This window comes from Roseococcus sp. SYP-B2431 (assembly GCF_004336745.1).
Classification (GTDB): domain Bacteria; phylum Pseudomonadota; class Alphaproteobacteria; order Acetobacterales; family Acetobacteraceae; genus Roseococcus.
In genome coordinates, this window is sequence record NZ_SJXD01000022.1 from 255520 (window position 1) to 282159 (window position 26640).

26 protein-coding genes are annotated in these 26640 nt (G+C 70.2%); 17 read left to right on the plus strand and 9 right to left on the minus strand.

What is annotated here, in order from left to right:
- Positions 1-80: 80 nt before the first annotated feature.
- Entirely contained in the window at positions 81-1049 is a 969-nt protein-coding gene (locus tag EJV46_RS09210) for a tripartite tricarboxylate transporter substrate binding protein (protein ID WP_131548324.1), read from the plus strand.
- A gap of 15 nt (positions 1050-1064) precedes the next feature.
- Here the strand turns inward: EJV46_RS09210 and EJV46_RS09215 are convergent, their stop codons facing one another.
- The gene (locus tag EJV46_RS09215) at positions 1065-2060 is read right to left on the minus strand and encodes an isopenicillin N synthase family oxygenase (RefSeq protein WP_131548325.1); all 996 of its coding nucleotides are present in this window, start codon (positions 2058-2060) and stop codon (positions 1065-1067) included.
- A gap of 138 nt (positions 2061-2198) precedes the next feature.
- Between EJV46_RS09215 and EJV46_RS09220 the strand changes: the two genes are divergently transcribed.
- Positions 2199-2519: a cell envelope biogenesis protein OmpA gene (locus EJV46_RS09220; protein ID WP_165585440.1), complete on the plus strand. Its 321-nt coding sequence runs from the start codon at positions 2199-2201 to the stop codon at positions 2517-2519.
- Positions 2520-2590: 71 nt separating this feature from the next.
- On the opposite strand, the gene EJV46_RS09225 is transcribed toward EJV46_RS09220, so the two are convergent.
- From EJV46_RS09225 to EJV46_RS09235, 3 genes are read right to left on the minus strand one after another with little or no spacing between them, the layout of a single operon-like run.
- Entirely contained in the window at positions 2591-3223 is a 633-nt protein-coding gene (locus EJV46_RS09225; RefSeq protein WP_131548327.1) for a DNA-3-methyladenine glycosylase, read from the minus strand.
- 2 nt (positions 3224-3225) lie between these two features.
- Entirely contained in the window at positions 3226-4617 is a 1392-nt protein-coding gene (locus tag EJV46_RS09230) for an L-lactate permease (RefSeq protein ID WP_131548328.1), read from the minus strand.
- Between the two features lie 52 nt (positions 4618-4669).
- Positions 4670-5545, minus strand: a complete 876-nt coding sequence (locus EJV46_RS09235) for a DMT family transporter (RefSeq protein ID WP_240782482.1) — start codon at positions 5543-5545, stop codon at positions 4670-4672.
- A 75-nt stretch (positions 5546-5620) separates the two neighbouring features.
- On the opposite strand from EJV46_RS09235, the gene EJV46_RS09240 reads away from it, so the two are divergent.
- From EJV46_RS09240 to EJV46_RS09260, 5 genes are all read left to right on the plus strand, one after another.
- Entirely contained in the window at positions 5621-7498 is a 1878-nt protein-coding gene (locus EJV46_RS09240; protein ID WP_131548329.1) for a propionyl-CoA synthetase, read from the plus strand.
- Positions 7498-7938, plus strand: a complete 441-nt coding sequence (locus EJV46_RS09245; RefSeq protein WP_131548330.1) for a hypothetical protein — start codon at positions 7498-7500, stop codon at positions 7936-7938. Before EJV46_RS09240 ends, EJV46_RS09245 begins: the two co-directional genes overlap by 1 nt.
- Positions 7935-8705, plus strand: coding sequence for an enoyl-CoA hydratase (locus tag EJV46_RS09250; protein ID WP_240782483.1), 771 nt, complete (start codon positions 7935-7937; stop codon positions 8703-8705). Before EJV46_RS09245 ends, EJV46_RS09250 begins: the two co-directional genes overlap by 4 nt.
- A 1-nt stretch (position 8706) precedes the next feature.
- Positions 8707-10332 carry an acyl-CoA synthetase gene (locus tag EJV46_RS09255; RefSeq protein ID WP_131548332.1) on the plus strand — a complete coding sequence of 542 codons (1626 nt, stop codon included), beginning with the start codon at positions 8707-8709 and terminating at the stop codon, positions 10330-10332.
- Between the two features lie 102 nt (positions 10333-10434).
- On the plus strand, positions 10435-11409 hold the full coding sequence (locus EJV46_RS09260) for a tripartite tricarboxylate transporter substrate binding protein (RefSeq protein ID WP_131548333.1): 975 nt from the start codon (positions 10435-10437) through the stop codon (positions 11407-11409).
- Between the two features lie 35 nt (positions 11410-11444).
- On the opposite strand, the gene EJV46_RS09265 is transcribed toward EJV46_RS09260, so the two are convergent.
- From EJV46_RS09265 to EJV46_RS09280, 4 genes are all read right to left on the minus strand, one after another.
- Positions 11445-12080: a trimeric intracellular cation channel family protein gene (locus EJV46_RS09265; RefSeq protein ID WP_131548334.1), complete on the minus strand. Its 636-nt coding sequence runs from the start codon at positions 12078-12080 to the stop codon at positions 11445-11447.
- Positions 12081-12092: 12 nt separating this feature from the next.
- Positions 12093-12800, minus strand: coding sequence for a metallophosphoesterase family protein (locus EJV46_RS09270; protein WP_131548335.1), 708 nt, complete (start codon positions 12798-12800; stop codon positions 12093-12095).
- An 84-nt stretch (positions 12801-12884) separates the two neighbouring features.
- A protein-coding gene (gene prfB / locus EJV46_RS09275; protein WP_131548336.1) for a peptide chain release factor 2 occupies positions 12885-14016 on the minus strand; the annotation gives its coding sequence in 2 pieces (ribosomal slippage) (positions 12885-13946 and positions 13948-14016; 1131 coding nt in all).
- 9 nt (positions 14017-14025) lie between these two features.
- Entirely contained in the window at positions 14026-16470 is a 2445-nt protein-coding gene (locus tag EJV46_RS09280; protein ID WP_240782484.1) for a PBP1A family penicillin-binding protein, read from the minus strand.
- 516 nt (positions 16471-16986) lie between these two features.
- Here EJV46_RS09280 and EJV46_RS09285 point away from each other — a divergent pair.
- The 10 genes from EJV46_RS09285 to EJV46_RS09330 all read left to right on the plus strand — a co-directional run bounded on the left by EJV46_RS09285 (position 16987) and on the right by EJV46_RS09330 (position 26200).
- The gene (locus EJV46_RS09285) at positions 16987-18495 is read left to right on the plus strand and encodes an ABC transporter substrate-binding protein (protein ID WP_370323075.1); all 1509 of its coding nucleotides are present in this window, start codon (positions 16987-16989) and stop codon (positions 18493-18495) included.
- Position 18496: 1 nt separating this feature from the next.
- The gene (locus tag EJV46_RS09290) at positions 18497-19471 is read left to right on the plus strand and encodes an ABC transporter permease (protein ID WP_131548339.1); all 975 of its coding nucleotides are present in this window, start codon (positions 18497-18499) and stop codon (positions 19469-19471) included.
- Positions 19468-20391 (plus strand): ABC transporter permease, encoded by a 924-nt coding sequence (locus tag EJV46_RS09295; protein ID WP_206020754.1) that lies wholly within the window; start codon positions 19468-19470, stop codon positions 20389-20391. Before EJV46_RS09290 ends, EJV46_RS09295 begins: the two co-directional genes overlap by 4 nt.
- On the plus strand, positions 20391-21371 hold the full coding sequence (locus EJV46_RS09300; protein WP_131548340.1) for an ABC transporter ATP-binding protein: 981 nt from the start codon (positions 20391-20393) through the stop codon (positions 21369-21371). The genes EJV46_RS09295 and EJV46_RS09300 overlap by 1 nt, the downstream gene beginning before the upstream one ends.
- Positions 21372-21379: 8 nt before the next feature.
- The gene (locus EJV46_RS09305) at positions 21380-22402 is read left to right on the plus strand and encodes an ABC transporter ATP-binding protein (protein ID WP_240782485.1); all 1023 of its coding nucleotides are present in this window, start codon (positions 21380-21382) and stop codon (positions 22400-22402) included.
- Between the two features lie 116 nt (positions 22403-22518).
- A complete protein-coding gene (locus EJV46_RS09310; protein ID WP_131548342.1) occupies positions 22519-23109 on the plus strand; it encodes a hypothetical protein in 591 nt (196 codons plus the stop codon).
- Positions 23106-24275, plus strand: coding sequence for an MFS transporter (locus EJV46_RS09315; RefSeq protein ID WP_165585441.1), 1170 nt, complete (start codon positions 23106-23108; stop codon positions 24273-24275). The genes EJV46_RS09310 and EJV46_RS09315 overlap by 4 nt, the downstream gene beginning before the upstream one ends.
- 136 nt (positions 24276-24411) lie before the next feature.
- Positions 24412-25350, plus strand: a complete 939-nt coding sequence (locus EJV46_RS23410) for an SPFH domain-containing protein (RefSeq protein ID WP_131548344.1) — start codon at positions 24412-24414, stop codon at positions 25348-25350.
- Positions 25347-25787: an NfeD family protein gene (locus tag EJV46_RS09325; protein WP_131548345.1), complete on the plus strand. Its 441-nt coding sequence runs from the start codon at positions 25347-25349 to the stop codon at positions 25785-25787. Before EJV46_RS23410 ends, EJV46_RS09325 begins: the two co-directional genes overlap by 4 nt.
- Positions 25788-25801: 14 nt before the next feature.
- Positions 25802-26200, plus strand: coding sequence for a cupin domain-containing protein (locus tag EJV46_RS09330; protein WP_131548346.1), 399 nt, complete (start codon positions 25802-25804; stop codon positions 26198-26200).
- A gap of 17 nt (positions 26201-26217) precedes the next feature.
- Here the strand turns inward: EJV46_RS09330 and EJV46_RS09335 are convergent, their stop codons facing one another.
- Positions 26218-26628 (minus strand): PRC-barrel domain-containing protein, encoded by a 411-nt coding sequence (locus EJV46_RS09335; RefSeq protein ID WP_206020755.1) that lies wholly within the window; start codon positions 26626-26628, stop codon positions 26218-26220.
- Between the last annotated feature and the right edge of the window lie 12 nt (positions 26629-26640).

Here is a 26640-nt window from a genome sequence, read left to right on the forward strand (position 1 = left end):
AGGTTTCCCTTCACCTGACCCGCGACATGCCGCAGCATGGGCCGGTGACCGGGGGCCAATCCCGGCTGGAGAAACGTTCCATGACCCTGCACCGCCGTGCGGCCCTGCTCGCCGCACCTTCCCTTCTCATCGGCGCCAAGTCCCTGCGCGCGCAGGCCTTTCCGAGCCGGCCGCTGCGCATGATCGTGCCCTATACCCCGGGCGGCGTCTCGGACATCACCGCGCGGCTGATCGCCGAGCCCATGGCGGCCGCGCTCGGCCAGCCCGTGCCGGTGGAGAACCGCGCCGGCGCCGATGGCGTCATCGGGACCGATGTGATCGCCAAGGCGACCGATGGCCATACGATCGGCCTGGTTTCGGTGGGCCATCCGGTCAACGCCGCCTTCTACCGGCTGCCCTTCGACACGATCCGCGACTTCACCTTCCTCTCCCTGACCACCCGGACGCCGCTCGTCCTCTGCGCCGCCAAGGGCTTCGCGGCCAATACGGCGCAGGAGCTGGTGGACCTCGCCAAGCGCCACCCGCCCGGCCACCTCACCTATGCGGGCACGGCCGGCGTGGTGCGGCTGGCCCCGCTGCTCTTCGCCCAGCGCACCGGAACGCAGCTCACCTATGTACCCTATCGCGGCAGCACCCAGGCGCATCCCGACCTGATCGCCGGCCGGGTGGACGTGATGATGGACACGGTGCCGGCGGCGCTGAGCCACATCCAGTCCGGCTCGCTCAAGGCGCTGGCGACCACCGGCGCGCAGCGCGCGCCGCAGCTGCCCGACACGCCCACCCTCGGCGAGCTGCTGCCGGGCTTCGAGGCCTCGACCTGGGGCATGGTGATCGGCCCGGCCAATCTGCCCGTCCCGGTGGTCACGCGCCTGCACCGCGAGATCGTGGCGGCGCTGAACCGGCCGGAGGTGCTGGATCGCCATAAGACCCTAGGCGCCGAGGTCTCGACCCTGACGCCGGAGCAGAGCCGCGACTTCACCATCGCCGAGATGGAGAAATGGGGCGCCGCGGCCCGGGCAGCGGGTATCCAGCCGCAGAACGCGGGCTGACTCCCGGCCGGCAGGTCAGCCCGCGGCCGGCGCCGCCTGCCGATGGGCGAAGTTGGTCCGGTTCAGCTTCAGCCGGTGGTCCATGTAGAGCAGGTCCTCGTAGCGCGCCGGGTTGTCCGCACTCACGCAGCTCGGGACGCATCGGATCACCGCGTCGTTGTCCGGCCCGTAGAAGAAGGGGATGGCGTAGCGCATCTCCCGGTTGTTGTTGACGACGCGGTGCGGCGTCGGCGCGAAGCGGTCGTTGCTGTAGCGGCCCAGCATCTCGGCCGTGTTCACCACGAAGGTACCGGGGATGGCCGGCGGCCTGAGCCATTCGCCCTCACGCGTGCGGACCTCGAGGCCAGGCAGGGCCGATTGCGCCAGGTAGGTGGTGAAGTTGGTGTCGATGTGGGGCGCGAAGCCGAATCGGTCGGCCTCGGCCTCGGGCTGCGGCTGGTAGCGGATCAGGCGCAGCGTGCAGGTCGGGTCGCGGAAATCCTTGTCGAAATAGTCGGGCGCGAGTTCCAGCGCCTCGGCGAAGACCGGCAGCATGCGGTGCGCCAGGGCCTTCATGGCGGTGAAATAGGCCATGGTCGCCGTGCGGAAGGCCGGCAGGGCCGGCGGCCACTTGTTGGGCTCGGCGAAAGGCTTCTTCGCGACCACGTCGGGATCGTCCGGCGAGAGGTCCTTCATGATGTAGAAGCTCTCGTTGAGGTTCGGCTTCTTCACCTCGGCGACCTTGGAGGTGCGGATGGTCTGCGCGCCGGTCGGCAGGAAGCCGAGATTGATGTCGCCGATCTTGAGGGCGAGCTTCTGCTCCTCCGGCAGGGCGAAGAACTCGGCCGCGGCGGCGAAGCAGCCGTCGATCAGCGCCTGATCGATGCCGTGGCCCGCGAAGACGAGGAAGCCGGTGTCCTCGCAGCTTCGCGCCACATGGCGGGCCAGCTCCTGGCGGGCGCCGGGCGCGCCGCGCAGGAAGGCGCCGATGTCGAGGACGGGGATGCGGCCTTCGGCCAGGGAAGACGTCATGGAAGATCCTCAGCTTTCCCGTCAGCCTATGGCATGGCGGCGGTCGCGTGAACTCGATGGCCGGCAGCCCAACCGATTGTTGGGCGTTATCTGCGATGGTAGCGTTCCGACACATGCCACCCGATGGAGCACGGCAGGATGGGCAAGACGACGGTGATTCTGCTGGCGGGCGTGGCCCTGCTCGGCGCGGGCTGCACCAATCCCTATGATCCGGGCCAGCGCGCCCTGGGCGGCGCCGGAATCGGCGCGCTGAGCGGCGCGGCTATCGGCGGCCTGGCGGGCGGTGGGAGCGGCGCGGCGGCTGGTGCCCTCATCGGTGGCGCCGGCGGCGCGATCGTGGGCGCGGCGACGACGCCGGTGCCCCCTCCCCCGGCCTATGGCTACGGCTACCCGCCGCCGGGCTATGTGCCGCCGCCTCCGCCGCCCTCCTACGGCTATGGTTACGGCTACGGGAAGTAGCCTCCGCCGTCACGGCCGAGGGGGCGCGGCGTCAGGCGTGGCAGCGATGCGGAGCGGGATCCGGATCGCCGCTATGCGGCCGTCTTCGCTTTCTTGCCTTCCTCGGACGCCCGCCACAGATACCAGGCCGCCACGCTGCGCCACGGCTTCCAGGCCTCGCCGATGGCGGCCAGCTCCTTGGGCCTGAGCTGCTGCTCCGCCCCCGTCAGCAGCTTCCAGCCGTCGCGCACGCCGAAATCGTCCACCGGCAGGATGTCGGTGCGGCCGAGGGTGAACATCAGCACCATCTCGACCGTCCACTGGCCGACGCCGCGGATCGCGACGAGGCGCTGGATCAGCGTCGCATCGTCGATCGCCGCGGCCTCGTCCAGGCTCGGCACCAGCCCGCCCACCGTCTTCTCGGCGATGTCGCGGATGGCGGCGGTCTTCGAGCCGGAGAAGCCGCAGCCGCGCAGCGCCTCGGGCGGCAGGTCGAGCACGAAGCGGGGCGGCGGGAAGGAATCATGCGGGTAGAGCGCGATGAAACGGCCGAGGATCGCCTCGGCCGCCCGCGCATGCACCTGCTGGTGCGAGATCGCGCGGATCAGCGCCTCGTAGGGCTCGCGCGGGATGTGCTCCATGGTGCACGGCCCGACGCGCTTGATCAGCGGACGCAGGATCTTGTCGCGCAGGAGCCTGCGCTCGGCGGTCTGCCAGTCGGCCATCGTCACTCCAGGAGAACCAGCGCCAGCGTGCCGATCAGCACGACCAGCGCCATGGAAGGCGCCATCAGGCGCCAGACTTGCACGGGCCGCGTGCCGTCGGCGAGCAGTGCGCAAAGCATGGCCGTGGCGGCGATGCTCATCCCCGCCCCCGCGCCGCCCGCGAAATTGTGCAGGGCCGGGGCGAGCAGGCTGGGCAGGCCGAGCTCGCGCCCGAGCGCCACCTGGACCGGCATCAGCGCGGCATTGCCGCCGACATTGCTGCCGGTGATGAAGCCGCCCAGGAAGCCCATCGGCGTCAGGGCATAGGCGGCCAGGGCGCCCTTCCCCTCGATCAGCGCCTGCGCGAGGGCCTGCGCCACGCCGCTGCCCGCGAGCCAGCGGCCCAGCAGCACGTAGAGCAGCATGGCCGCGGCCGGCCGCTTCGCCCGGCGCAGCGCGGCCGCCGCGCGGGACCGGCCGTCGGAATGCAGGGCCAGCAGGCCGAAAGCCACGAGCCAGAGCACCACGGCGACATGGGTGACCGGGATGCCGGGCAGCTCCGCGAAGGGGCGCAAGGCCGGCGGATGCGGGACCAGCCGTGCGGCGAGTAGGCAGGCCGTCAGCAGGAGATAGGGCCAGCTGGCCCGTAGCGCCGAGCGAAGGTCCGGCGGCGGATCGGAGCGCCAGAGCGCCCAGACCGCGACGATCCCGCTCGCCGCCAGCCCCACCGTCTCGAAGGGCAGGATGGCGTGCAGCGCGACCAGCAGCGCCGCCATCGCCGCCAGCATCAGCGCCTGCACGGCCTTCTCGCGCGCCGGCACCGGCACGCCCGCGCGGGATTGCAGCCACCACAGCACGGGTGCGAGAGCCAGGATCCACGCCGCGTTCGGCCAGGCGACCAGCGCCGCCATCTCCTGCGCCGGCACGCCCGCGAGCACGGCCCCGAGGGCCGAGCCCGGCCCGAGCGCGCCCCAGGGCACCATGACCTGCGACTGGACGGCCAGCGCGATGGCGATGGCGCCGCCGATCCCCATGCCGCGCAGCGCCGAGAGCGCGAAGACCGCGCCGACCGCGAAGCCGGTGACGCTTTCCAGAAAGACGCCCATCGGCATCGCCACGGCGAAGATCCGCGCCGGCGTGGCCTCGCGCGGCGCGGAGTCGCGCGCCTGCACCACCGCGGCGTGGAAGAGCAGCCCGCCGGCCACGACGGCGATGGGCTGGAGCGCGAGGAAGGCGGCGCGCGGGCTCTCGCGCAGCAGGACGTCCGGGATGGTGGCGCCGTCCGGGAGGGTCACGGCGATGGCCGGGATCGCGGCGGCCAGGGCGATGCCGCAGGCCGCCAGCGGGCCCGCCCGGCCGCTGGCCAACAGCGCCAGCAGCAGCACGAGCGGCGCGGCCTGGAGGGCGAGGGTCACCGTCGCGCCTCCGGCGCGCGAAGCATCGCTCCCGCCTCCGGCGCGCGAAGCCTCATTTCCGTCTCGCCTCGCTGACGGTGATGACCACGGCGCCGGAGAGGATCACGACAGCTCCCAGCCAAGTCCAGCCGTCCGGCACCTCGCCCCAGAGCACCCAGCCGACCGCGGCGATCACGACCAGGCGCAGGTACTGGAAGGGCGCGACGGCGCTGGCCTCGCCGGCGCGCAGCGCCTCCGTCACCAGCCAGATGATGCCCGGGGTGAACAGGCCGAAGACGGCGAGGATCGCGACGTCGCCAAGGTTCAGCGGCGTCCAGCCGGCGACGGCGAAAGGCAGGGTGCAGGCGGTGGTCACCAGCCCGACCCAGGCCAGCACCGTCTCCGTCCGCTCGGTGCGCGAGAGGCTGCGCGAGGTCAGGGTGATGCCGCACCAGGCGAAGGCCGCGCCCAGGGCGACCAGCGCCCCGGCCAGCGGGATGTCGGCGCCCGGGCGCAGCATCACGGCGACGCCCAGCAGCCCGGCGACGGTGCCGGCCCAGCGGGCCCGGTCCACGCGCTCGCCCAGGAGCGGGCCGGCCAGCATGGTCGTGAACATGACGTTGGTGAAGGAGAGGACCGTCGCCGTGGCGAGGTTCAGATAGGCGAAGGACAGGAAGTACAGCCCCCAGGTCGCGGTGGAGCAGAGGCCGCGCAGGAGGTGCATCCCCCCGCGCCGGGTCCGGAACACATTCGTCCCGGCCATGAGGATTAGCGGCGCCACCCAGACCAGCTGCCCCAGCGAGCGCACGAAGAGCTGGGTGGTGGTGGGCACGCCGCGGTCGTTCAGCCAGCGGATGAACAGCGCCTCGGTGGCGAAGAGCAGCGCGCTGAGCGACATGAGGATCGCGCCGCGAAGGTTGCCGGGCAGGGCCGCGAGGCGCGTGGACATGCCGTGGAGAGTGCTGCGGCCGCGCTTGCGAAGCAACGCTCGTGCGGTCATTTTCTCCCGGAGGAGAAACGGTCCATGACGGCGTATGACGCTGCAGTCGCGCAATGGCGGGCGGATCCGGAGGCCTATTGGCTCGAGGCCGCGCGCGGACTGGACTGGTCGCGGCCGCCTTCCCGCGCCTTCGACGGATCGATGGGCCTCTACGGCCGGTGGTTCCCCGATGGCGTGCTGAACACCTGCCACAATGCGCTGGACCGCCACGTCGCGGCCGGGCGCGGGCAGCAGGCCGCCATCATCTACGACAGCCCCGTGACCGGGACGATCCGGCACTTCAGCTACGCCGAGATGCTCGACCGTGTGAGCCGCTTGGCCGGCGCGCTGGCCACGCGCGGCGTCGTGAAGGGCGACCGCGTTCTCCTCTACATGCCCATGGTGCCGGAGGCCGCGATCGCCATGCTGGCCTGCGCGCGGCTGGGCGCGATCCATTCGGTGGTCTTCGGCGGCTTCGCGGCGGCGGAGGTCTCGGCGCGCATCGACGACGCGACGCCCAAGGCGGTGATCTCGGCCAGTTGCGGCATCGAACCGGGACGTGTCGTCGCCTACAAGCCGCTGCTGGACGCGGCCATCGGCATGGCGGCGCACAAGCCCGGCTTCTGCCTGATCCTGCAACGCGAGCAGCAGCCTTGCACGATGGTCGAGGGCCGCGACATCGACTACGCGGAAGCGGAAGCCGCCGGCACGCCGCATCCCTGCGTGGACGTGGCGGCGACCGACCCGCTCTACATCCTCTACACCAGCGGCACGACGGGAAAGCCCAAGGGCATCCTACGCGACCATGGCGGGCATGCGGTGGTGCTACATGCCAGCATGCGGATGATCTACGGGCTGTATGCCGGCGACGTTTTCTGGACGGCCTCCGATGTCGGCTGGGTCGTGGGGCATTCCTACATCGTCTATGCGCCGCTGCTGGCGGGCTGCACCTCGGTGCTCTTCGAGGGCAAGCCGGTCGGCACGCCCGATGCGGGCACCTTCTGGCGCGTCTGCGCCGAGCATGGGGTGCGCGTGCTCTTCACCGCGCCCACCGCGATCCGCGCCATCCGCAAGGAGGATCCGGACGGCGCGCTGATGAAGCGGCACGACCTCTCGAAGCTGGAGGCGCTCTACCTCGCCGGCGAGCGCTGCGATCCGCCGACGGCGCTGTGGTCCGCCGAGAAGCTCGGCGTGCCGGTGGTGGATCACTGGTGGCAGACCGAGACGGGCTGGCCCATCACCGCCGGCTTCCGCGGTTTCGGATTGTTCGAGCCGCGCCCCGGCTCCGGCGGCAAGCCGGCGCCGGGGTATGATCTGCGCGCGCTCGATGCCGAGGGGCGGGAAGTGCCTCGGGGCTCGCAGGGCGCGCTGGTGCTGAAGCTGCCGCTGCCGCCCGGTTGCGCGCCGACCTTGTGGAACGCCGGGCAGCGTTTCCGGGAAGCCTATCTCTCCACCTTCCCCGGCTATTACGACACCTCGGACGCCGGGATGGTCGATGAGGAAGGCTTCGCCTGGGTGATGGGCCGCACCGACGACATCATCAACGTCGCCGGCCATCGCCTCTCGACCGGCGCGATGGAGGAGGTGCTGGCCGCGCATCCAGATGTGGCGGAATGCGCGGTGGTCGGCATGGCGGATGCGCTGAAGGGGCAGGCGCCGCTGGGCCTCGTCGTGCTGAAGGCCGGCGTGCGGCGCGAGGACAGCGACGTGGCGCGCGAACTGGTCGCGCTGGTGCGCGAGCGCATCGGGCCGGTGGCGGCCTTCAAGGAGGCGCGCGTGGTCGCGCGGCTGCCGAAGACGCGTTCGGGCAAGATCCTGCGCGCGACGATCCGCAAGATCGCCGATGGCGAAAGCTACACCGTGCCGCCGACCATCGACGATCCGGTGATCCTCGAAGAGATCGCCGGGGTGCTCGGAAGATGATGGCGCGCCGCGCCGTGCTGCCACTGCTTTTCCTGGCCGTACCGGCGCGGGCGCAGCAGCACGCGATGGATGTTGTTCGCGGCGACCCGGATCGTCGCCTTCTGCTGGAGGCGATCCGCCCCACGCTCATGCGTGCCACCGATGGCCCCGTCCGCTTCACGGTGCGTGAACTAAGGCGCTTCGGAGACTTTGCTTACGGCGTGCTGCAGCCGCGCCGCCCGGATGGCGAGGGGACGATCGACTGGACCGCGACGCCCTATCGCGCGCGGGTGGAAAGCGGACAGTTCGACAACGGCGCCACGCATGTCCTGTGGCGGCGTCTCGCGGGCGGCTGGAAGGTGGAGGAATACGCCGTGGGCCCGACGGAGGTCGTGTGGACCCAATGGCAGCGCCGATACCGTCTGCCGCAAACGCTCTTCGAGCCGGGAGGCCAGCAGTGATCATCCAGGAACGGCGCAATGACGGCGTCGCGCTCATCACGCTCGACCGCCCGAAGGCGCGCAACGCGCTGAATATCGAAATGCTGGAGGCGCTGGCCGAGGCGCTGCAGGCGACCGAGGATGCGCGCTGCGTGGTGCTGGCCGCGAATGGCCCCGCCTTCTCGGCGGGGCACGATCTGCGCGAGCTGACGGCGGCGCGCGAGGGGAGCGATGGCGGGCGCGAATTCTACGCGCGCACCATGACGCTGTGCAGCCGCGTGATGCAGCAGGTGGTGAATCATCCCGTTCCCGTGATCGCGGCCATCGAAGGCATTGCGACGGCGGCCGGTTGCCAGCTCGTCGCGAGCTGCGACATGGCGGTGGCGACGCCCGGGGCAAAATTCTGCACGCCGGGCGTGGACATCGCGCTCTTCTGCTCGACGCCGGCAGTCGCCGTCTCGCGCGCCATCCCGCGCAAGGCGGCGATGGAGATGCTGCTGACCGGCCGCATGGTGAGCGCGGCGGAGGCGAAGGAACTCGGCCTCATCAACCGCATCGCCGGGGATGCGCGGGCGGCCGCGCTGGAGGTCGCGTCGCAGATCGCCGCGCGCTCGGCGGTCACGATCCGCATGGGAAAGCGCGGCTTCCTCGCGCAGGCCGGCCTGCCGCTCGCCGAGGCCTATGACGCCGCGAGCGCGGTGATGGTCGAGAACATGATGGCCGCCGACGCCGCGGAGGGCATCGGCGCCTTCCTCGGCAAGCGTGCCCCGCAATGGCAGGATCGATAGGATGGCTGCTTCCGATTACGATGCGCTTTCCCGCGTCGCCGCGAACCATCAGCCGCTGACGCCGCTGCTCTTCCTGGAGCGAAGCGCCGCGGTGTTCCCCGATCACCTGGCCGTGGTGCATGGCACGATCCGCCGCAATTATGCCGAGCTGCGCGCACGTTGCGTGAAGCTCGCGCATGCGCTGACGCAGCGCGGTCTCGGGCGCGGCGACACGGTGGCGGCGATGCTGCCCAACACGCCCGCGATGCTGGAATGCCACTATGGCGTGCCCATGGCCGGCTGCGTGCTGAACAGCATCAACACACGCCTCGATGCGGCGACGATCGCCTATATCCTCGACCATGGCGAGGCGCGCATTCTCATCGTGGATCGCGAATTCGTGCCGGTGCTGCGCGCGGCGCTGGCGCAATGCGGGAACCGCCCCGAAATCATCGAGGTGAACGACAGCGAGGCGCCGTCACCCGAAACGCTGGGCGGGCTCGACTACGAGACGCTGCTCGCCGAGGGTGGTGCGGATTTCGCCTGGCCCATGCCGCGCGACGAGTGGGACGCCATCGCGCTCAACTACACCTCGGGCACGACGGGCAAGCCGAAGGGCGTGGTCTATCATCATCGCGGCGCCCAGCTGCTGGCGGTGAGCAACGTGCTTTCGGCGGGGATGGGGCGGCATCCGGTCTATCTCTGGACGCTGCCGATGTTCCATTGCAACGGCTGGTGCTTCCCCTGGACCATCACCGCGATGGCTGGCACGCATGTCTGCCTGCGCGCGGTGCGTGGGGCCGCGATGTGGTCGCTCATCGCCGAGCATGGCGTGACCCATATGTGCGGCGCGCCGATCGTGATGGGGACGCTGCTCGCGACACCAGATGCCGAGAAGCGTCCGCTGCCAGGGGCGATCACCTTCGTCGTCGCCGGCGCGCCGCCGCCAGAGGCGGTGCTCGCCGCCATGGGCGCGGCGGGCTTCGGCGTGCTGCACGTCTATGGGCTGACGGAGTGCTACGGCCCCTCCGTCACCAACGAGTGGCACCGCGAATGGAGCGCGGCGCCCGCCGCCGAGCAGGCGCGGCTGATGGCGCGGCAGGGCGTGCGCTACGTCGCGCTCGAAGGCCTCGACGTGATGGATCCCGAGACCATGACGCCCATCCCCGCCGACGGCGTGGCGATGGGCGAGGTCATGATGCAGGGCAATAGCGTCATGAAGGGCTATCTGAAGGACAAGGCGGCGACCGACGCGGCCTTCGCCGGCGGCTGGTTCCACACGGGCGACCTCGCGGTGAAGCATCCGGACGGCTACGTGCAGCTGCGCGACCGCTCGAAGGACATCATCATCTCGGGCGGCGAGAATATTTCCTCGATCGAGGTCGAGGACGCCCTGTTCAAGCATCCGGCCGTGTCGCTCGCCGCCGTCGTCGCCCAGCCCGACGAGAAATGGGGCGAGGTGCCCTGCGCCTTCGTCGAGCTGAAGCCGGGGCAGGAGGCCAGCGAGGCCGAGATGATCGCGCATTGCCGCAGCCTGCTCGCGGGCTTCAAGACACCCAAGCGGATCGTCTTCACGGAGCTGCCGAAGACCAGCACGGGCAAGATCCAGAAGCACGTGCTGCGCGGCCAGTTGCGCCAGCCGCTCTGACGCCGGCCGAAGGCTCAACGGCCGCACCTATACACCCCCACGGGACCTGACCTAGCCTGCCTCCACACCGGCCCGTAAGCGGCCGGGAGATGGAGAAGACGCTTGAACCGCCGCACCTTTCTGGCTGCCGCCGCGACGACGCTGGCCGCCAACCCCATGACGCATGCCCATGCCCAGGATTATCCAACGCGGCCGATCCGCCTCATTGTCGGCTTCGCGCCCGGTGGAGGCTCCGACCTCGTGGCCCGGCCCCTCGCCCAGAAGATGCAGCCCTTGCTCGGCCAGCCGATCGTGGTCGAGAACCGGGGCGGCGCCAACGGCAACCTCGGCCTGGATGCCGTCGCGAAGAGCGCGCCGGACGGCTATACCTTCGGCCATGTGAACAACAGCGTCATCGCGATGAACCCGCTGATGTATCGCAACCTGCCCTATGATCCGCAGCGCGACCTGGTGCCCGTCGCGACGGTGACGCAGAGCGCCCTGTTCATGATGGTCCCGGCCAGCATGCCGGTGCGCAACCTGACCGAATTCGTGGAGCTCGCCCGCCGGCGCCCCGGCACGATGAACTTCGGCTCCGGCGGCGCGGGGGGAATCACCCATCTCGGCTTCGAGCTGTTCCGCAACCAGACCAATGTGCAGATCGCCCACATTCCCTATCGCGGCAGCGCGCCCGCGCTGCAGGACATGCTCGGCGGCCGCATCCAGCTGATGGTCGACGCGATCAGCCTCGCCAAGCCGCAGGTCGATGCCGGGCTGGTGCGCGCGATCGCCTTCCTCGGCGAGGAACGGCATCCGGTGCTGAACACAGTGCCGACCGCGATCGAGCAGGGCTTCCCGAATCTCGTCGTCCGCGGCTGGCAGGGCTTCGTGGCGCCGACCGGGACGCCTCCGGCCGTGCTCGCAAGGCTGGAAGGCGCCTTTCGCCAGGCGGTGGCGGATCCGGACATCCAGAGCACCTTCGCCACCCAGGGCCAGACCGCCGTGTTCCGTGGCCAGCAGGACATGGCTCGGATGATCCAGGAGGAGCGGGCGCGCTGGGCGCCGATCATTCAGGATCTGAACATCCAACTGGACTGAGGCACGATCCTCTGCGCGGCGGATCTTCCGCCGCGCTAATCCTCGGTCTTCGGTGCGACGGGCAGCCGCCATTTGCGCGAGATCGCGATCATCCGCAGCGTCAGGCACAGCCCGACGGCCGCCACGGAGACGATCGGGGCGGGGATGGCCAGCCACTGCCCCGCCACCACCACGAGCGCTGCGACCAGCGCCGCCACGGCGTAGATCTCGGCCTGGAGCACCACCGGCACGCGCGCCGTCAGCACGTCGCGCACCATGCCGCCGCCGATGCCGCTGATCACGCCGAGCAGGGCCGCCATCGGCGGCGAGAGCCCGAAGGCCAGCGCCTTGTACGTCCCCGTCACGGCAAAGACGCCGAGCCCCACCGCATCGAAGAACAGCACGGCCGAGGCGAGGCGGGTGACCGTCTGCTGGCTGAAGAAGACCAGCAGCCCCGCGGCCGTGGAAATGGCCAGCGCATGCCAGCTCGCGATGGAATCCGGCGGCACGGCGCCGAGCAGCAGGTCGCGCAGGATGCCGCCGGAGGTGGCGGTCACGAAGGCCAGGACCAGCACGCCGAAGACGTCCATGCCCCGCCGCGTGCCCAGCGCCGCGCCGCTGAGGGCGAAGACGAAGATGCCCACGAGGTCGAGCGCGTGGATCACGTAGGAGACAGGCAGGTCGGCCGTCATGGGAGAAGCTCCTCAGGCCGTCAGGATACCGATCCGGCCCTCTTCGAGCACCCCGCAGGTGAGCGGGCCGCCGAAGACGGCACCGGTGTCGAGGTTGATGCGGTTCTCCCGCAGGTCGGCCTCGCGCTCGCGAACGGGGGTGTGGCCATGCACGACGATCACGCCGTGATCGGCCTCGCTGTCGAGGAAGGCGCCGCGGATGCGCAGCAGGTCCTCGGGCGTCTGCTCCCCCAGGGGAAGGCCCGGGCGGATGCCGGCATGGACGAAGAGATAGGGGCCGACTTGGTGGTGCAGCCGCAGCCCGCGCAGGAAGCCGATATGCGCGGCGGGGATGCCGGCGGCCCAGCTGTCGCGCGGCGCGAGGGGGTCGAGGCCCCAGCTCGCGAGGGCCTGGCTGCCGCCGTAATACATCCAGTCGGTGGCGCTGGGACTGTCGCCGTCCAGCGCGGCGAGAAGCGTGTCCTCATGGTTGCCGCGCAGGTTCACGACCGGGCAGGCCTTGAAGCCCATCACGGCCTCGATGGCGCCAGCGGAATCGGGACCGCGATCGATGAAGTCGCCGAGATGGACGACGGAGGCGCCGGAGGTGGGGTTCGCCTTCAGGTCGGCGCGGATGAGGTCGTGCAGGGCCCTGAGCTGGTCGGCGCAGCCGTGGACATCGCCGATGGCGTAGATGCGCGTGCCGACAGGCAGGGTCGCGGGCGCCTTGAGCCACTTCATGGCGAGAGGCGCCGCGCCCCCTTGACCAGCGAGAGTGCGGGGAGCCTGTCCGCCGCCGGGGCCCAGGGGCAGTGCCCCTGGCCTTCAGCGCGCCGAAGCACTCGCATCCGACCGCGTGTTCCCCACGCGTGCGGCCAGCGCCGCCGCCATGAAGTCGTCGATGTCCCCATCCAGCACGGCGGTCGGGTTCCCCTTCTCCAGCCCGCTGCGAAGATCCTTCACCAGCTGGTAGGGCTGCAGCACGTAGTTCCGGATCTGGTGGCCCCAGCCGATGTCTGTCTTGCCGGCCTCGATATTGTCGCTGATGGCCTCGCGCTTGCGCAGTTCCAGCTCGTAGAGGCGCGCCTTGAGCATATCCATCGCGATGACGCGGTTGCGGTGCTGCGAGCGGTCCTGGGTGGAGGCGGCGACGATGCCGGTCGGGATATGCGTGAAGCGCACGCCCGATTCCGTCTTGTTCACGTGCTGCCCGCCGGCGCCGGAGGCGCGGAAGGTGTCGGTCTTGAGGTCGGCCGGGTTGATCTCGATCTCGATCTTGTCGTCGATCACCGGATAGACATAGACGCTGGCGAAGCTGGTCTGGCGCTTGTCGTTGCCGCCGAAGGGGCTGATGCGCACCAGGCGGTGCACGCCCGTCTCGGTCTTCAGCCAGCCGAAGGCATTGTCGCCGCTGACCTGGAGCGTGGCGGATTTGATGCCCGCCTCCTCGCCTTCGGACTGTTCCGTCAGCGTGACCTTGTAGCCGCGCCGCTCGGCCCAGCGCATGTACATGCGCATCAGCATCTCGGCCCAGTCCTGGGCCTCGGTGCCGCCGGCGCCGGCATTCACCTCGATATAGGCGTCGTTGTGGTCGGCCTCGCCCGAGAGCAGGCTTTCGATCTCGCGGCGCTTGGCCTCGACGGCGAAGGATTCGAGGTCGGCCACGGCGGCGTCGGCCGTCGCGGCGTCGCTCTCGGCCTCGGCCATCTCGATGAGCTCCATTGCATCGGCGACGGACTGCTCCAGCTTCTGGACGCCCTCGACCTGCTCGACGAGACGGCCCCGCTCGCGCATGAGGCGCTGGGCCTCGGCGGCGTCGTTCCAGAGGGTGGGGTCCTCGGCCCGGGCGTTCAGCTCGGCGAGGCGGATGAGAGAGGCATCCCAGTCAAAGATGCCTCCTCAGCAGAGTCACCGAAGCGGTGATCTGCTCGTGCAACTGTGTGGCATCGGCGCGCATGATGGGACCTCAGTAGAGTCCCCCGAGCCCGCTGTCCACACGGGCCGCCGCGGCCGAGCCGCCGCCGCCCTCGGTCGGCGCCGTGGCCGAGTTCTCGGTACCGGGGCGGAAGGTCTCCAGGATGCTCTCGCCGCGATCGGTGGTGATGCGGACCAGCGCCACGCCCGGCGGCGCGCGGAAGGGCACGGGCGGGCTGCCCTGGAGCGCGGCCGCGGCCACCTCCCGGAAGATCGGCGCCGCATTGCTGCCGCCCGTCTCGCCGTTGCCGAGGCTGCGCGGGTCGTCATAGCCGACCCACACGGCGATCACGATGTCGGGTGTGAAGCCGACGAACCAGTTGTCCTTGTAGTCGTCCGTCGTGCCGGTCTTGCCCGCGACGGGGCGGTTCAGGCCGGCCCCTGCCCGCCCGCCGGTGCCGCGCTGCACCGCGCCCTGCAGCAGATTCACGATCTGGAAGGCGGCGATGGGATCGGCGACCTGCTGGCGGTTCTCGGCGATGCGGGGCGGCTGTCCGTCGGGCCCCGCCTCGCAGCCGGCACATTCGCGGGCCTGGCTACGCCAGATCACCCGGCCGCGCTGGTCCTGCACGCTGTCGATGAAGGTCGGCTCCACGCGGCGCCCGCCGTTCACGAAGCTGGCATAGCCGGCGGCCTGGCGAAGCACCGTGGTCTCGCCGGCGCCGAGGCTCATGGAGAGGTAGCGCGGCATGTTGTCGATCACGCCGAAGCGGGCGACCGTATCGGCCACGCGGTCGATGCCGACCTGCTGCGCGATGCGGACGGTGACGAGGTTGAGGCTCCGCTCCAGCGCCGAGCGCATGGTAACGTAGCCGCCGCTGAGGCTGCCGCCGTAATTGCCGGGACGCCAGACGCCCTGGGCCGTCGAGACCTCGATGGGCCCGTCCAGGAAGCGCTGATTGGGCGGGATGCCGGCCTCCAGTGCCGTGAGATAGACATAGGGCTTGAAGGAGGAGCCGGGTTGCCGCTGGGCCTGGGTGGCGCGGTTGAACTGGCTGCGCTCGTAGCTCCAGCCGCCCGAGGTGGCGAGGACGCGGCCCGTGTTGGGATCGAGCGCGACCACGGCGCCCTCCACCTCGGGGATCTGGCGGAGCGCGAGCCGCTCCAGCCTGGGGCCGGCGGGCGCGGCGCTCCGGGGGGTCGCGGCGGCGGGAACCGGGCGATTGGGCTCCGGCTCCACCATCACCACGTCGCCGACGGAGAGCACCTCGGAGACGCGGCGTGGCGCATTGCCGAGGCGCGGTGGCTGGCCGGGCTGGGCAGGCAGCACGGGGCGGGCCCAGGCCAGATCCTCCAGGAGGACGGCGCCGTAGCGCGGCTCGGCCGGCACGCGCGGATTGGGGCGCTCGTACCAGCCGAGGCGGGCATCGCGCTCGCGGACCTCCAGCACGACGGCCTGGCGCCATTCGTTCAGCATGCCGGGCGGGCGGGGCAAGGCTTCGAGGGCCGGCAGCCACTCGGTCGGGCCCGAGGCGCTCTTGCCGAGGGCGCCGCGCCAGCCGCCGCGCCGGCGGTCATAGGCCATCAGCCCGTTGCGCAGGGCGACCTCGGTCGCTGCCTGGAGGTTGGGGTCGAGGCTGGTGCGGACGACGAGGCCGCCGCCCTGGGTCTGCTCCTGGCCGAAGCGCTGGATGAGCTCGCGCCGGACCTCCTCGGTGAAGTGGCCGCCGACGGCGACCATGTCCGGCCGGCGGGAGGGGCGGGCCTGAATGGGCTCGGCCTTGGCGGCGCTGGCCTCGGCCGTGGTGATCACGCGGTCCTCGGTCATGCGGTCGATGACCCAGTCGCGGCGGATTCGCGCCGCCTCGGGATAGCGGAGGGGATTGTAGTTGTTGGGCGCCTTGGGCAGGGCGGCGAGGAAGGCCGTCTCCGAAATCGTCAGCTCGTCCAGGGACTTGTTGAAGTAGGCCTGGGCCGCGGCGGCCACGCCATAGGCCTGGGCGCCCAGGAAGATCTCGTTGAGGTAGATCTCGAGGATGCGCGGCTTCGGCAGGGCGTTCTCCAGCCGGATGGCCAGCAGCGCCTCGCGCGCCTTGCGCAGGATGGTGCGGTCGCTGCCCACCAGCATGTTCTTGGCGACCTGCTGGGTGATGGTGGACGCGCCCACCATGCGCCGGCCCGAGCCATATTGCTCCACATTCGTGACGATGGCGCGCGCCAGGGCGATCGGGTCCACGCCCTGATGGCTCTCGAAGTTCTGGTCCTCGGCCGAGATGAAGGCCTGCTGGAGCCGGCGGGGAATGGCCTCGATGGGCACGAAGACCCGCCGCTCGGCGGCCAGTTCGGCCATGAGCCGGCTGTCCCCGGCATAGATGCGGCTCATCTGCTGGGGCTGATAGTCGGCGAGCCAGCGGTAGTCGGGGAGATCGGATTCGAGCTTGCGGTAGAGGCCGTAGCCCGCCACGCCGGCCGCGATCACGCCGATGATGGCGATCATGAACAGGCTGCGGACGAAGCCCCCGAAGAGCCGGAAGGGCGGGCGGCTGCCGGCCTTCGGGCCCTCCCGTCCGGACGGCTTCCTGGGCTCTGGGCGCGGCCGCGGCGGAATCACCGGGGCTTGAAGGGGACCATCAGTCATAGGGGATCGGCAGTCATGGGCATGGGCGGCATCTAGCACATTATGGGGGAGCCGGGCGTCGGTTTCCCCAACGCATGGCTGGCCCGGAGATTTCACCGGCCTGCGGCAAATTTGCGGCGCGCGGCCGTCGCCGGGCGGATTGGCGCGAAGCGAGGCCGTCTCCACCGCCGTTGCAAGGGAAGCGAGCGGTTCCCCGGGACCTGTCGCGGAAGAAGTTGGGGCGCCCTGGATTGTGCTGTTAGCTTGCTGCTACAAGCCGCGCTTCGCTGCGCCAAACCCGGGGGACCTCACAAGATGCGCTCGACATTCCGCGCCCTGGCCGTTTCAGGCCTTCTGGGACTGGCGGCCACTCAGGCCCCCGCGCAAACCCTGACCATGGCCGTCGGCGCCCCGGTCACCAGCCTGGACCCGCACTACCACCAGCTCTCGCCCAACAACGCGGCGGCGAGCATGATCTTCAGCCGGCTGGTCGAGACCGACGATCGCGCGCGCAGCGTCCCCGGCCTCGCCGAGAGCTGGCGCGCCGTGGAGCCCACCGTGTGGGAGTTCAAGCTCCGCGCCGGGGTGCGCTTCCACAACGGGCGCGAATTCACGGCCGAGGACGTGGCCTACACCCTGGCGCGCGTGCCCAATGTCCCGAACAGCCCGGCCTCCTTCACCGTCTTCGTCCGCCCCATCGTAAGGGTGGAGGTCGTGGATCCCCTGACCATCCGGCTGCACACGCGGACCCCCTATCCGCTGCTGCCCATGGACATGACGAACATCTATATCCTCGACCGCGAGACCCATGAGGGCGGGTCGACCGAGCGCTTCAACAGCGGCGAGCTGGCGGTCGGCACCGGGCCCTTCCGCGTCGTGCGGCACGCCAATGGCGACCGCATCGAGCTGGAGCGCAACGACCAGTATTTCGGCGACCGCCCGGCCTTCCAGCGGGTCAACTACCGCATGATCACCAATGACGCGGCCCGGACCGCGGCCCTGATGGCCGGCGACGTGGACGTGATCGACCAGGTTCCCACCGCCGATCTGAGCCGGATGCGGAACGACAGCCGGCTCGCGCTCTACGAGACCACGGGCCTGCGGCTGATCTTCCTCTGGACGGACCATTCCCGCGAGGATGCGACGCCCTTCGTGACGGACAATGACGGCCGGCCCATGGCCCGCAATCCGCTGAAGGACATCCGGGTCCGCCGCGCGCTTTCCATGGCCATCGACCGGCCGAACATGGTGGGACGCGTCATGGAAGGCGCGGCGACGGCCACCGGGCAGTTCCTCGCCGAGGGCGTGACCAGCCATATCCCGGGCTATCCCGTGCCGCGCTTCGATCCCGACGGCGCGCGGCGCCTGCTGGCCGAGGCGGGCTTCCCGCAGGGCTTCCGCATCACCCTGCATGGGCCCAACGACCGTTATCCCAACGACGCCCGGATCATCCAGGCCGTCGGCCAGATGTGGACCCGCATCGGCGTGCGCACCACGGTCGAGGCCCTGACCTGGCCGACCTATATCGGCCGCGCCGGCCGGGCCGAGTTCTCCTCCTTCCTGATGGGCTGGGGCATGAACCCGGACGGGAGCCACCCGCTGCGCAACCTGATCGCCTGCCCGAACCGCGACACCGGCCTCGGCGCCTCCAACCGCGGCCGCTACTGCAATGCCGAGCTGGACCGCGGCCTCGAGGAATCCTCGCAGATGCTGGACGAGGAAGCCCGGCAGACGCGGCTCATCGAGCTGGAGCGGATGGCGCTGGACGACGTGGCGCTCATCCCGCTGCACATCCAGACCAATATCTGGGCCGCCCGCCGCGGCTTCGCGGTGACGCCCCGCGCGGACGAGCTGACACGGGCGCAGGATGTGCGCCCCGCCTCCGCCCCGGCCGCGGCGCGCTGACGTGACCGTCTATCTCCTGCGGCGGCTGCTGCAGGCGCTGCTGGTGATGCTCGCCATGAGCGTCATCGTCTTCGTCGGCGTCTATGCCATCGGCGATCCCGTCGAGATCCTGATCTCGCCCGATGCCGACCAGATCGAGCGCGAGCGCGCCATCAAGGCGCTCGGCCTCGACCTTCCGCTCTGGCAGCAATACCTGACCTTCCTGACCCGCGCGGTGCAGGGCGATCTCGGCCGGAGCTTCGTCTTCAACGAGCCGGCGCTGCAACTCATCCTGCAGAAGATGCCCGCGACGCTGGAGCTGGCGGTCGGCGCCACCTTCATGGCGGTGCTGATCGGCCTGCCGCTGGGCCTATATGCCGGCCTCAAGCCGGACAGCGTGGGTTCGAAGGCGATCATGGCGGGAAGCATCCTCGGCTTCTCGCTGCCGACCTTCTGGGTCGGGCTCATGCTCATCATGGTCTTCGCCGTGCAGCTCGGCTGGCTGCCCAGCACGGGCCGCGGCGAAACGGCGGAATTCCTCGGGCTGCGATGGTCGTTCCTGACGCGGGACGGGCTGGCCCACCTCATCCTACCGGCGATCAACCTCTCGTTGTTCAAGATCAGCCTCGTCGTCCGGCTGACGCGCTCCGGCGTGCGTGAGACCATGCTGATGGACTACGTGAAGTTCGCCCGCGCCAAGGGCCTCTCCCCGGCGCGCGTGACCTATGTGCACGTCTTCAAGAACATCCTGATCCCGGTCGTGACCGTGGTCGGGCTGGAGCTCGGCTCGACCATCGCCTTCTCGGTGGTGACGGAGAGCGTCTTCGCCTGGCCGGGCATGGGCAAGCTGATCATCGACAGCATCAACGTGCTCGATCGGCCCGTGATCGTGGCCTATCTGATGATCATCGTGCTGATGTTCATCATCATCAACCTGGCGGTGGACCTCCTTTACTCGACGCTGGATCCGCGCGTGCGGCTGGAGGGCAAGTCGTGAGCGACGTCACCGTCAACGAAGTCCCCGTCGTCGCGAAGGTGGTGAAGGAGGAGACCCCCTTCCGCCGCTTCGTCTCGGAGTTCTTCGCGAGCAAGATCGCGACGGGCGGGCTGATCGTCTTCGGGATCATCGCGCTCCTGGCCATCCTCGCCCCCTGGATCACGCCGCAGAATCCCTACGACCTCGCGCAGCTCGACATCATGGACGGGCGGCTGGAGCCGGGCTCGGTGGGCGGGTCGGGCATGACCCACTGGCTCGGCACGGACGACCAGGGCCGCGACATGCTGTCCGGCATCATCTACGGGCTACGCATCTCCCTAACCGTGGGCGTCGGCTCGGCCTTCATCGCCTCGCTGGTGGGCGCCTCGCTCGGGCTGCTGGCCGCCTATGGCGGCGGCCGGACCGACAGCGTGATCATGCGCCTCGTCGACCTGCAGCTCTCCTTCCCCACCATCCTCGCGGCGCTGATGATCCTGGCCTTCCTGGGCAAGGGCATTGGCAATGTGGTGATCGCGCTGGTCATCGTGGAATGGGCCTATTACGCCCGCACGGTGCGCGGCTCGGCGCTGGTCGAGCGGCGGCGCGAATACATCGAGGCGGCGCAGTGCCTGGCCCTGCCCACGCGGCGCATCCTGTTCCGGCACCTGCTGCCCAACTGCCTGCCGCCGCTGATCGTGGTCGGCACGATCCAGGTCGCGCGCGCCATCGCGCTGGAGGCGACGCTGTCCTTCCTCGGCCTGGGCGTGCCGATCACCGAGCCCTCGCTCGGCCTGCTGATCGCCAATGGCTACGAGTACATGCTGAGCGGGAAGTACTGGATCAGCTTCTATCCGGGCATCGCGCTGCTGGTGACCATCGTGAGCATCAACCTGATGGGCGACCATCTCCGCGACGTTCTGAATCCGAGGCTGAAGAAGTAATGGTCGCCACCCTCGAAGTCCGTAATCTCCAGACGCATTTCTTCACCCGGGCCGGCGTGGTGAAGGCGGTGGACGGCGTCAGCTTCACCGTCGGCCGCGGCAAGGTCATGGGCCTCGTCGGCGAGTCCGGCTCGGGCAAGACGGTGACGGGCTTTTCCATCATCGGCCTTGTCGATGCGCCCGGGCGCGTGGTGGGCGGGGAGATCCTCTTCCACGGCCAGAACCTCGCGCGGCTCAGCGAGGAGGAGATGCGGCAGCTGCGGGGCAACCGCATCGCCATGATCTTCCAGGACCCGATGATGACGCTGAACCCGGTCCTGCGCATCGACACGCAGATGATCGAGACGGTTCTCGCACATACCAAGGTCAGCCAGGAGGAGGCGCGGCAGCGCTGCCGAGACGCTCTGGGGATGGTGGGCATCCCCTCGCCGGAGGAGCGGCTGAAATCCTATCCGCACCAGTTCTCCGGCGGCATGCGCCAGCGCGTGGCCATCGCGATCGCGCTGCTGCACCGGCCGGAGCTGATCATCGCGGACGAGCCGACCACCGCGCTGGACGTGACCATCCAGGGCCAGATCCTGGCCGAGGTGCAGAAACTGGCCACCAACACCGGCACCAGCCTCATCTGGATCACGCACGACCTCTCCGTCGTGGCTGGCCTCGCCGACGACATCGCCGTCATGTACGCCGGCCGCGTCGTCGAGGACGGGCCGGTCTCCGAGGTGCTGGACAAGCCGCTCCACCCCTATACCCACGGCCTGATCGGCTCCGTGCCGAGCCGCAACAAGCGCGGCGAGCCGCTGCGGCAGATTCCGGGCATGACGCCCTCGCTGCTCAAGCTGCCCCCGGGCTGCGCGTTCCGCAGCCGCTGCGATCGCGCCACGCCGGAATGCGCGACGCCGATCGAGCTGATGGAGCTGATCCCCGGCCGCCACGCGCGTTGCATCCACCCGCACCTGGAAGAGCAGGTGGCGGCATGAGCGCGGCCATGGAACAGATCCAGGGCCATGCCCCGGCAGCGGAACGCCCGATCATCGAGCTGATCGGCATCAGCAAGCGCTTCGAGAAGAGGCTCGATTTCATCGGCAAGCTCGCCCAGAAGCTGGGCGCGCCGGTCCGCGAGGAGATCGTCCACGCCGTGGACAATGTGAACCTCTCCATCCGCAAGGGCGAGGTGGTGGGGCTGGTCGGCGAATCCGGCTGCGGCAAATCCACGCTGGGCCGCGTCGTGGCCGGCATCATGCCGCCCTCCGACGGCGAGGTGCTATGGCGCGGCCGGAACATCGGCTCGTTGCAGGGCGCCGAGGCCAGGGAAGCCAAGCTGCGCGCGCAGATGATCTTCCAGGATCCCTATGCCTCGCTGAACCCGCGCATGAAGGTGCAGGACATCGTCGGCGAGGCCCCGCTGGTCCATGGCATGACCACGCGCGGCGGCTTCGAGTCCTATGTGGACGAGCAGCTGCGCCGCGCCGGCCTCGATCCCACGCTGAAGAAGCGCTACCCGCACCAGTTCTCGGGCGGGCAGCGGCAGCGCATCGGCATCGCGCGCGCGCTCGCGGTGCAGCCGGAATTCCTGGTCTGCGACGAATCCGTGGCGGCGCTGGACGTCTCCATCCAGGCGCAGATCCTGAACCTGTTCATGAAGCTGCGCGCCGATCTGGACCTGACCTATCTCTTCATCAGCCACGATCTCGGCGTGGTGGAGCATCTCTCCGACCGCGTGGTCATCATGTATCTCGGCCGCGTCGTCGAGCAGGCGCCTTCGGAGGAGATCTTCGCGCGGGCGAACCACCCCTACACGGTGTCGCTGCTCTCCTCCGTGCCGCGAATCGAGGCCCGCAAGCGGGCCTTCGCGACCGTGAAGGGCGAGATCCCCTCCCCGCTGAACCCGCCGCCGGGCTGCCACTTCCACCCGCGCTGCCCGCACGCCTTCGACCGCTGCAGGGTCGAGGTGCCGGCGCTGAAGGAGATCGCGCCCGGACATCTGAGCGCCTGCCATTTGAATGGCTAGGTTTTCTGCGCCCTCAAGCGCCGGGCCGCGGCTCCGCCGCCTTGGCTTAGCGCCGCGACGTTAGCGCGCATGGCAAAGCCGGCCTGGGCGCGCCGGCCGCTGTGCGGCCGGATTCGATGAACGAGGCTCCTCCCTATTTCGCGCAATGGGAATCGGCCGAGCTGGTTCCGGAATTCCTCGACGGGCGCCCCAGCGCGACCGACCCGCTCTGGGCCGGGAGCGGCGCCGCCGATGTCGCGGAATACGCCCGCTGGGCCCACCACCTCTGCGGCATGGCCTGCCTGAAGATGGCCATGGCGGCGCGCGGCGAGGTGCACAGCATCCACGCGCTCCGCCGCGAGGTGCAGGCGCTCGGCGGCTACATCGATGAAGGCGGCGACGACATCCGCGGCCTCATCTATGCCGGCGCGGTGCAATGGCTGAACGCCCGCGGCATCGCGGCGCGCATCGTGCTGGACGAGCCGCGCCCGGAGCTGGCGCCGGGCGGGCTCTACATCGCCTCGGTGCATCCGCGCATCCGCACGCCGGAGCTCGACCCGCCGCACCGGGGCGGCCATCTGGTCCTGGTCTTCGGGACCGACGAGCAGGGGCGCCTGCGGTTCCACAACCCCTCGGGCCACAGCGAGGCGACGCGCCAGGACGTGCGAATGCATCCGGACGACTTCTCGCGCTTCCACGCGGAACGGGGCATCCTCCTCCCATCGTGAATCCGACGACCGACCGCGGCCTGATCTGGGGCACCGCCCTGACCCAGTTCATCGGCTGGGGCACGCTGTTCCTCCCCTTCAGCCTCGTGCTGGAGCCGATGGAGGCGGAGCTCGGCTGGAGCCGCGGGGAGCTGAACGGGGCTCTCACCCTCGGCCTGCTGGTCTCGGGCATGCTCGGCATCCCCGTGGGCCGCTGGGTCGACCGGCAGGGCGGGCGCCTGCCGCTGACCCTCGGCGCGCTGCTGGGCGCGGCGGTGCTGGCGGGCTGGGCGATGGTCGACCGGCTCTGGGTCTTCTACCTGCTCTGGATCGCGATGGGCTGTGCGCATGCCACCGCCCTCTGGACGCCGGCCATGGCCATGGTGGTCGCGCTGGCGCGGCATCCGGCCAAGGCCATCGCCGGCATCACCTTCGTCACCGGCTTTACCGCCACCGTCTTCGTGCCGCTCATCGCGGTGCTGGTGGAGCGGCAGGGCTGGCGCGGCGCGCTGCTCGCGATGGCTGCGCTGCAGCTCGTGCCCGCCGTCATCGCCTGGGCGCAGTTCCGCGGCGTGACGCTGCCCGCGCCCAGTCTGGCCGTGGGGCGTGGCGACGCGCTGCGGCGGGCCTTGCGACGGCCGGCCTTCTGGGGCCTGGCGCTCTGCTTCGCGGCGCATGTCTTCATAGGGGTCGGGCTCGGCACGCATCTCGTCCCGCTGTTGCGGGAGCTCGGCCTGCCGGAAGCGAGCGTGCTGCTGCTGGTGGCCCTGCACGGGCCGACCCAGGTGGCGGCGCGGGCGATCCTGTACTTCGCCGGAAGCCGGGCCTCGATGCGGGTGGTGGGGGCCCTCGCCGCGCCGCTGCTGGTGCTGGCGCTGGTCTGGCTGGCCATGGCTCCGGCGGATGTCATCTGGCTGCTGCCCTTCGTGGCCTTCTGGGCCGTCGCGGACGGGCTAATGACCATCGTGCGCGCGGCCGGCACGGCGGAGATCCTGGGGCGCGAGGGCTATGGCGCCATCACCGGCGCGCTGTCGCTGATCGGCGTCCTGCCGCGCACCGCCGCGCCCTTCGCCATCGCGCTGGTCTGGGAGGCGGGCGGCGGCTACGGCGCCGTGCCCTGGATGCTGGCCGGCGTCGCGGCCCTGGGCGCCGGCGCCTTTTTGCTGGCCGTGCGGGATCGGGGCTAGGCTCACCGGCGACCATCGAGGCTTCGCCTGCCGTGCCCAGGGGGTCGCGGCGACACGCATGCGACGAAGAAGCTGTCGTCCCGGCGGCGGCCGAAACTATATGTACGACCAACCCAACGGCTTGGAGCAACGCGGCATGGAATACGTCCTTCTGGCGATCGTCGTCGTCGCGGTCATCGCCATCTTCCAGGGCGTGCGGACGGTGCCGCAGGGAAGCATCTGGACCGTGGAGCGCTTCGGCCGCTTCACCCGGACGCTGGAGCCCGGCCTCAATCTCATCGTGCCCGTCATCGACCGCGTCGGGCACCGGATCAGCATCCAGGAGACGGTGCTCGACATCCCCGAGCAGGCGGTCATCACCAAGGACAATGCGGCCGTGCTGGTGGACGGCATCGTCTATTACCGCGTGATGGACGTGGTGAAGGCCGCCTATCAGGTCGCCGAGCTCGGCAAGGCGCTGGAGGCGCTGGCGATGACCAACCTGCGCAGCGTGATCGGCTCCATGACCTTCGACGAGACGCTGAGCAAGCGCGAGGAGATCTCGCACCAACTCATGGCCGTGCTGGACGCGGCGACCGACCCCTGGGGCGTGAAGGTCACGCGCGTGGAACTGCGCAAGGTCGAGCCGCCGCAGAACCTCATCGAGGCGATGAACCTGCAGATGACGGCCGAGCGCCGCCGCCGGGCCGTGGTCGCCGAGGCCGACGGCAAGCGCGAGGCACAGGTGCTGGAGGCGCGCGGCCGGATGGAGGCGGCCGAGATGGACGCCCGGGCCCGTGAGCGCCTCGCGGAAGCGGAGGCGAAGGCCGTCGAGGTGGTGGCCAAGGCGGGCGAGGGCTCGGGCGGCGCCGCGCTGAGCTACTTCATCGCCGACAAGTACATGGCCGCGCTGCGCGGGCTGGCCTCCAACCCCTCGACCAAGACGCTGATCATCCCGATGGAATCGGCCTCCATGGCGGGCGGCATCGCGCAGGTGATGGCCTCGCTCTCGGCGGTCGGCGCGCAGCCGAATCCGCCCAGCCCGCCGGGCTCGGTGCCGAGCATCGTGCCGCCCGGACCCTTCGGCCCCCGATGACCGGCAACGGCATGGGCTGGGCCGTCCTGGCCGTCATCGCGCTGGTCCTGATGGGGCTGGAGATGCTGCTGCCCTTCACCGTCTTCCTTTGGATGGGCGTGGGCGCGGCGCTGGCCTCGCTGGCCTCCTTCCTGGGCTTCGGCTGGGGCGCGCAGGTGCTGATGTTCCTGGTCGGCTGCTCCGGCAGCCTGGCGGTCTGGTACCTCCATCGCGGGCGGAAGCGCGAGCGCGGCGACGTGTCGCGGCCGGACCGGGTGCTGCAGGGGCTGCGCGGCATCGCCATCGGCGACATCGCGCCGGTCGGGCGGGTGCGGGTCGCCGATGGAAGCTGGGCGGCGCGCTCGCGCGGCGGCATGGCGATTCCCGACGGGGCGACCATCATCGTGGTCGGGCATGACGGGCCGACACTGATCGTCGACCGGCCGGAAGCGGCCTGAAGGGAAGACGCCCGATGGATATTCAGCGCGCGGGCTCCAAGCCCTCCGGAAAGGGGCCACCGGACTGGTTCACCGGCACGGTTCGGATCGACCCGTTGTTCAGCGCGCCCGATCCGGCACGCGCGAGCGGCGCCCTCGTCACCTTCGAGCCCGGCGCCCGCACGGCCTGGCACACCCATCCCTTCGGCCAGACGGTCATCGTCACCGCCGGCTGCGGCTGGGTCCAGCGGGAGGGCGGCCCGGTCGAAGAGATCCGGCCGGGCGACGTGGTCTGGTTTCCGCCGGGCGAGAAGCACTGGCACGGCGCGACCGCCTCCACGGCGATGAGCCACATCGCCATCCAGGAACGGCTCGGTGCCTCGCCGGTGGAGTGGATGGAGCAGGTGACGGACGAGCAGTACCTCGGCCGGTAGCAGGCCGGCCGCCCGCGTCAGATGCTGCCGCCGGTTCGCGTCAGGTCGGGATCGATCCCGTAGTAGCGGTCGATCCTGTCGCGCCAGTCGGCATCCTCCCAGCTGCGACCGGCGTCGTAGTCCGGCGCGGCGGAGAGCTGGCTTTCGGTGATGGAGGTGACATAGCCCTCCTTGCCGGGCTCATAGCGGAGCTGCGACCAGGGCACCGGAAAGAACCTGGCGCCAAGACCGAGAAAGCCGCCGAAGGACATCACGGCATAGGCCACCCGGCCGCTCACCTTGTTGATCATGACGCTCTGGATCGAGCCCAGCCAGGTTCCCGTCGGATCGTAGACGGCCGTGCCCTCCACCTTCTCGGAGGAGATCAGCCCGGCTGTCTCGTCGCGTTGCGCGCTGCCCTTGAGCTCGGTCGTGCGGATGTCGCTCATGATGGTCCTCCG

Excerpts from the sequence above, each read along its gene's own strand:
- EJV46_RS09210 (WP_131548324.1), top strand. The coding sequence starts at position 81 with ATGACCCTGCACCGCCGTGCGGCCCTGCTCGCCGCACCTTCCCTTCTC.
- EJV46_RS09215 (WP_131548325.1), bottom strand. The coding sequence starts at position 2,060 with ATGACGTCTTCCCTGGCCGAAGGCCGCATCCCCGTCCTCGACATCGGC.
- EJV46_RS09220 (WP_165585440.1), top strand. The coding sequence starts at position 2,199 with ATGGGCAAGACGACGGTGATTCTGCTGGCGGGCGTGGCCCTGCTCGGC.
- EJV46_RS09225 (WP_131548327.1), bottom strand. The coding sequence starts at position 3,223 with ATGGCCGACTGGCAGACCGCCGAGCGCAGGCTCCTGCGCGACAAGATC.
- EJV46_RS09235 (WP_240782482.1), bottom strand. The coding sequence starts at position 5,545 with ATGTCCACGCGCCTCGCGGCCCTGCCCGGCAACCTTCGCGGCGCGATC.
- EJV46_RS09240 (WP_131548329.1), top strand. The coding sequence starts at position 5,621 with ATGACGGCGTATGACGCTGCAGTCGCGCAATGGCGGGCGGATCCGGAG.
- EJV46_RS09245 (WP_131548330.1), top strand. The coding sequence starts at position 7,498 with ATGGCGCGCCGCGCCGTGCTGCCACTGCTTTTCCTGGCCGTACCGGCG.
- EJV46_RS09255 (WP_131548332.1), top strand. The coding sequence starts at position 8,707 with ATGGCTGCTTCCGATTACGATGCGCTTTCCCGCGTCGCCGCGAACCAT.
- EJV46_RS09265 (WP_131548334.1), bottom strand. The coding sequence starts at position 12,080 with ATGACGGCCGACCTGCCTGTCTCCTACGTGATCCACGCGCTCGACCTC.
- EJV46_RS09270 (WP_131548335.1), bottom strand. The coding sequence starts at position 12,800 with ATGAAGTGGCTCAAGGCGCCCGCGACCCTGCCTGTCGGCACGCGCATC.
- EJV46_RS09280 (WP_240782484.1), bottom strand. The coding sequence starts at position 16,470 with ATGATCGCCATCATCGGCGTGATCGCGGCCGGCGTGGCGGGCTACGGC.
- EJV46_RS09285 (WP_370323075.1), top strand. The coding sequence starts at position 16,987 with ATGGCCGTCGGCGCCCCGGTCACCAGCCTGGACCCGCACTACCACCAG.
- EJV46_RS09300 (WP_131548340.1), top strand. The coding sequence starts at position 20,391 with ATGGTCGCCACCCTCGAAGTCCGTAATCTCCAGACGCATTTCTTCACC.
- EJV46_RS09305 (WP_240782485.1), top strand. The coding sequence starts at position 21,380 with ATGGAACAGATCCAGGGCCATGCCCCGGCAGCGGAACGCCCGATCATC.
- EJV46_RS09310 (WP_131548342.1), top strand. The coding sequence starts at position 22,519 with ATGAACGAGGCTCCTCCCTATTTCGCGCAATGGGAATCGGCCGAGCTG.
- EJV46_RS23410 (WP_131548344.1), top strand. The coding sequence starts at position 24,412 with ATGGAATACGTCCTTCTGGCGATCGTCGTCGTCGCGGTCATCGCCATC.
- EJV46_RS09325 (WP_131548345.1), top strand. The coding sequence starts at position 25,347 with ATGACCGGCAACGGCATGGGCTGGGCCGTCCTGGCCGTCATCGCGCTG.
- EJV46_RS09330 (WP_131548346.1), top strand. The coding sequence starts at position 25,802 with ATGGATATTCAGCGCGCGGGCTCCAAGCCCTCCGGAAAGGGGCCACCG.
- EJV46_RS09335 (WP_206020755.1), bottom strand. The coding sequence starts at position 26,628 with ATGAGCGACATCCGCACGACCGAGCTCAAGGGCAGCGCGCAACGCGAC.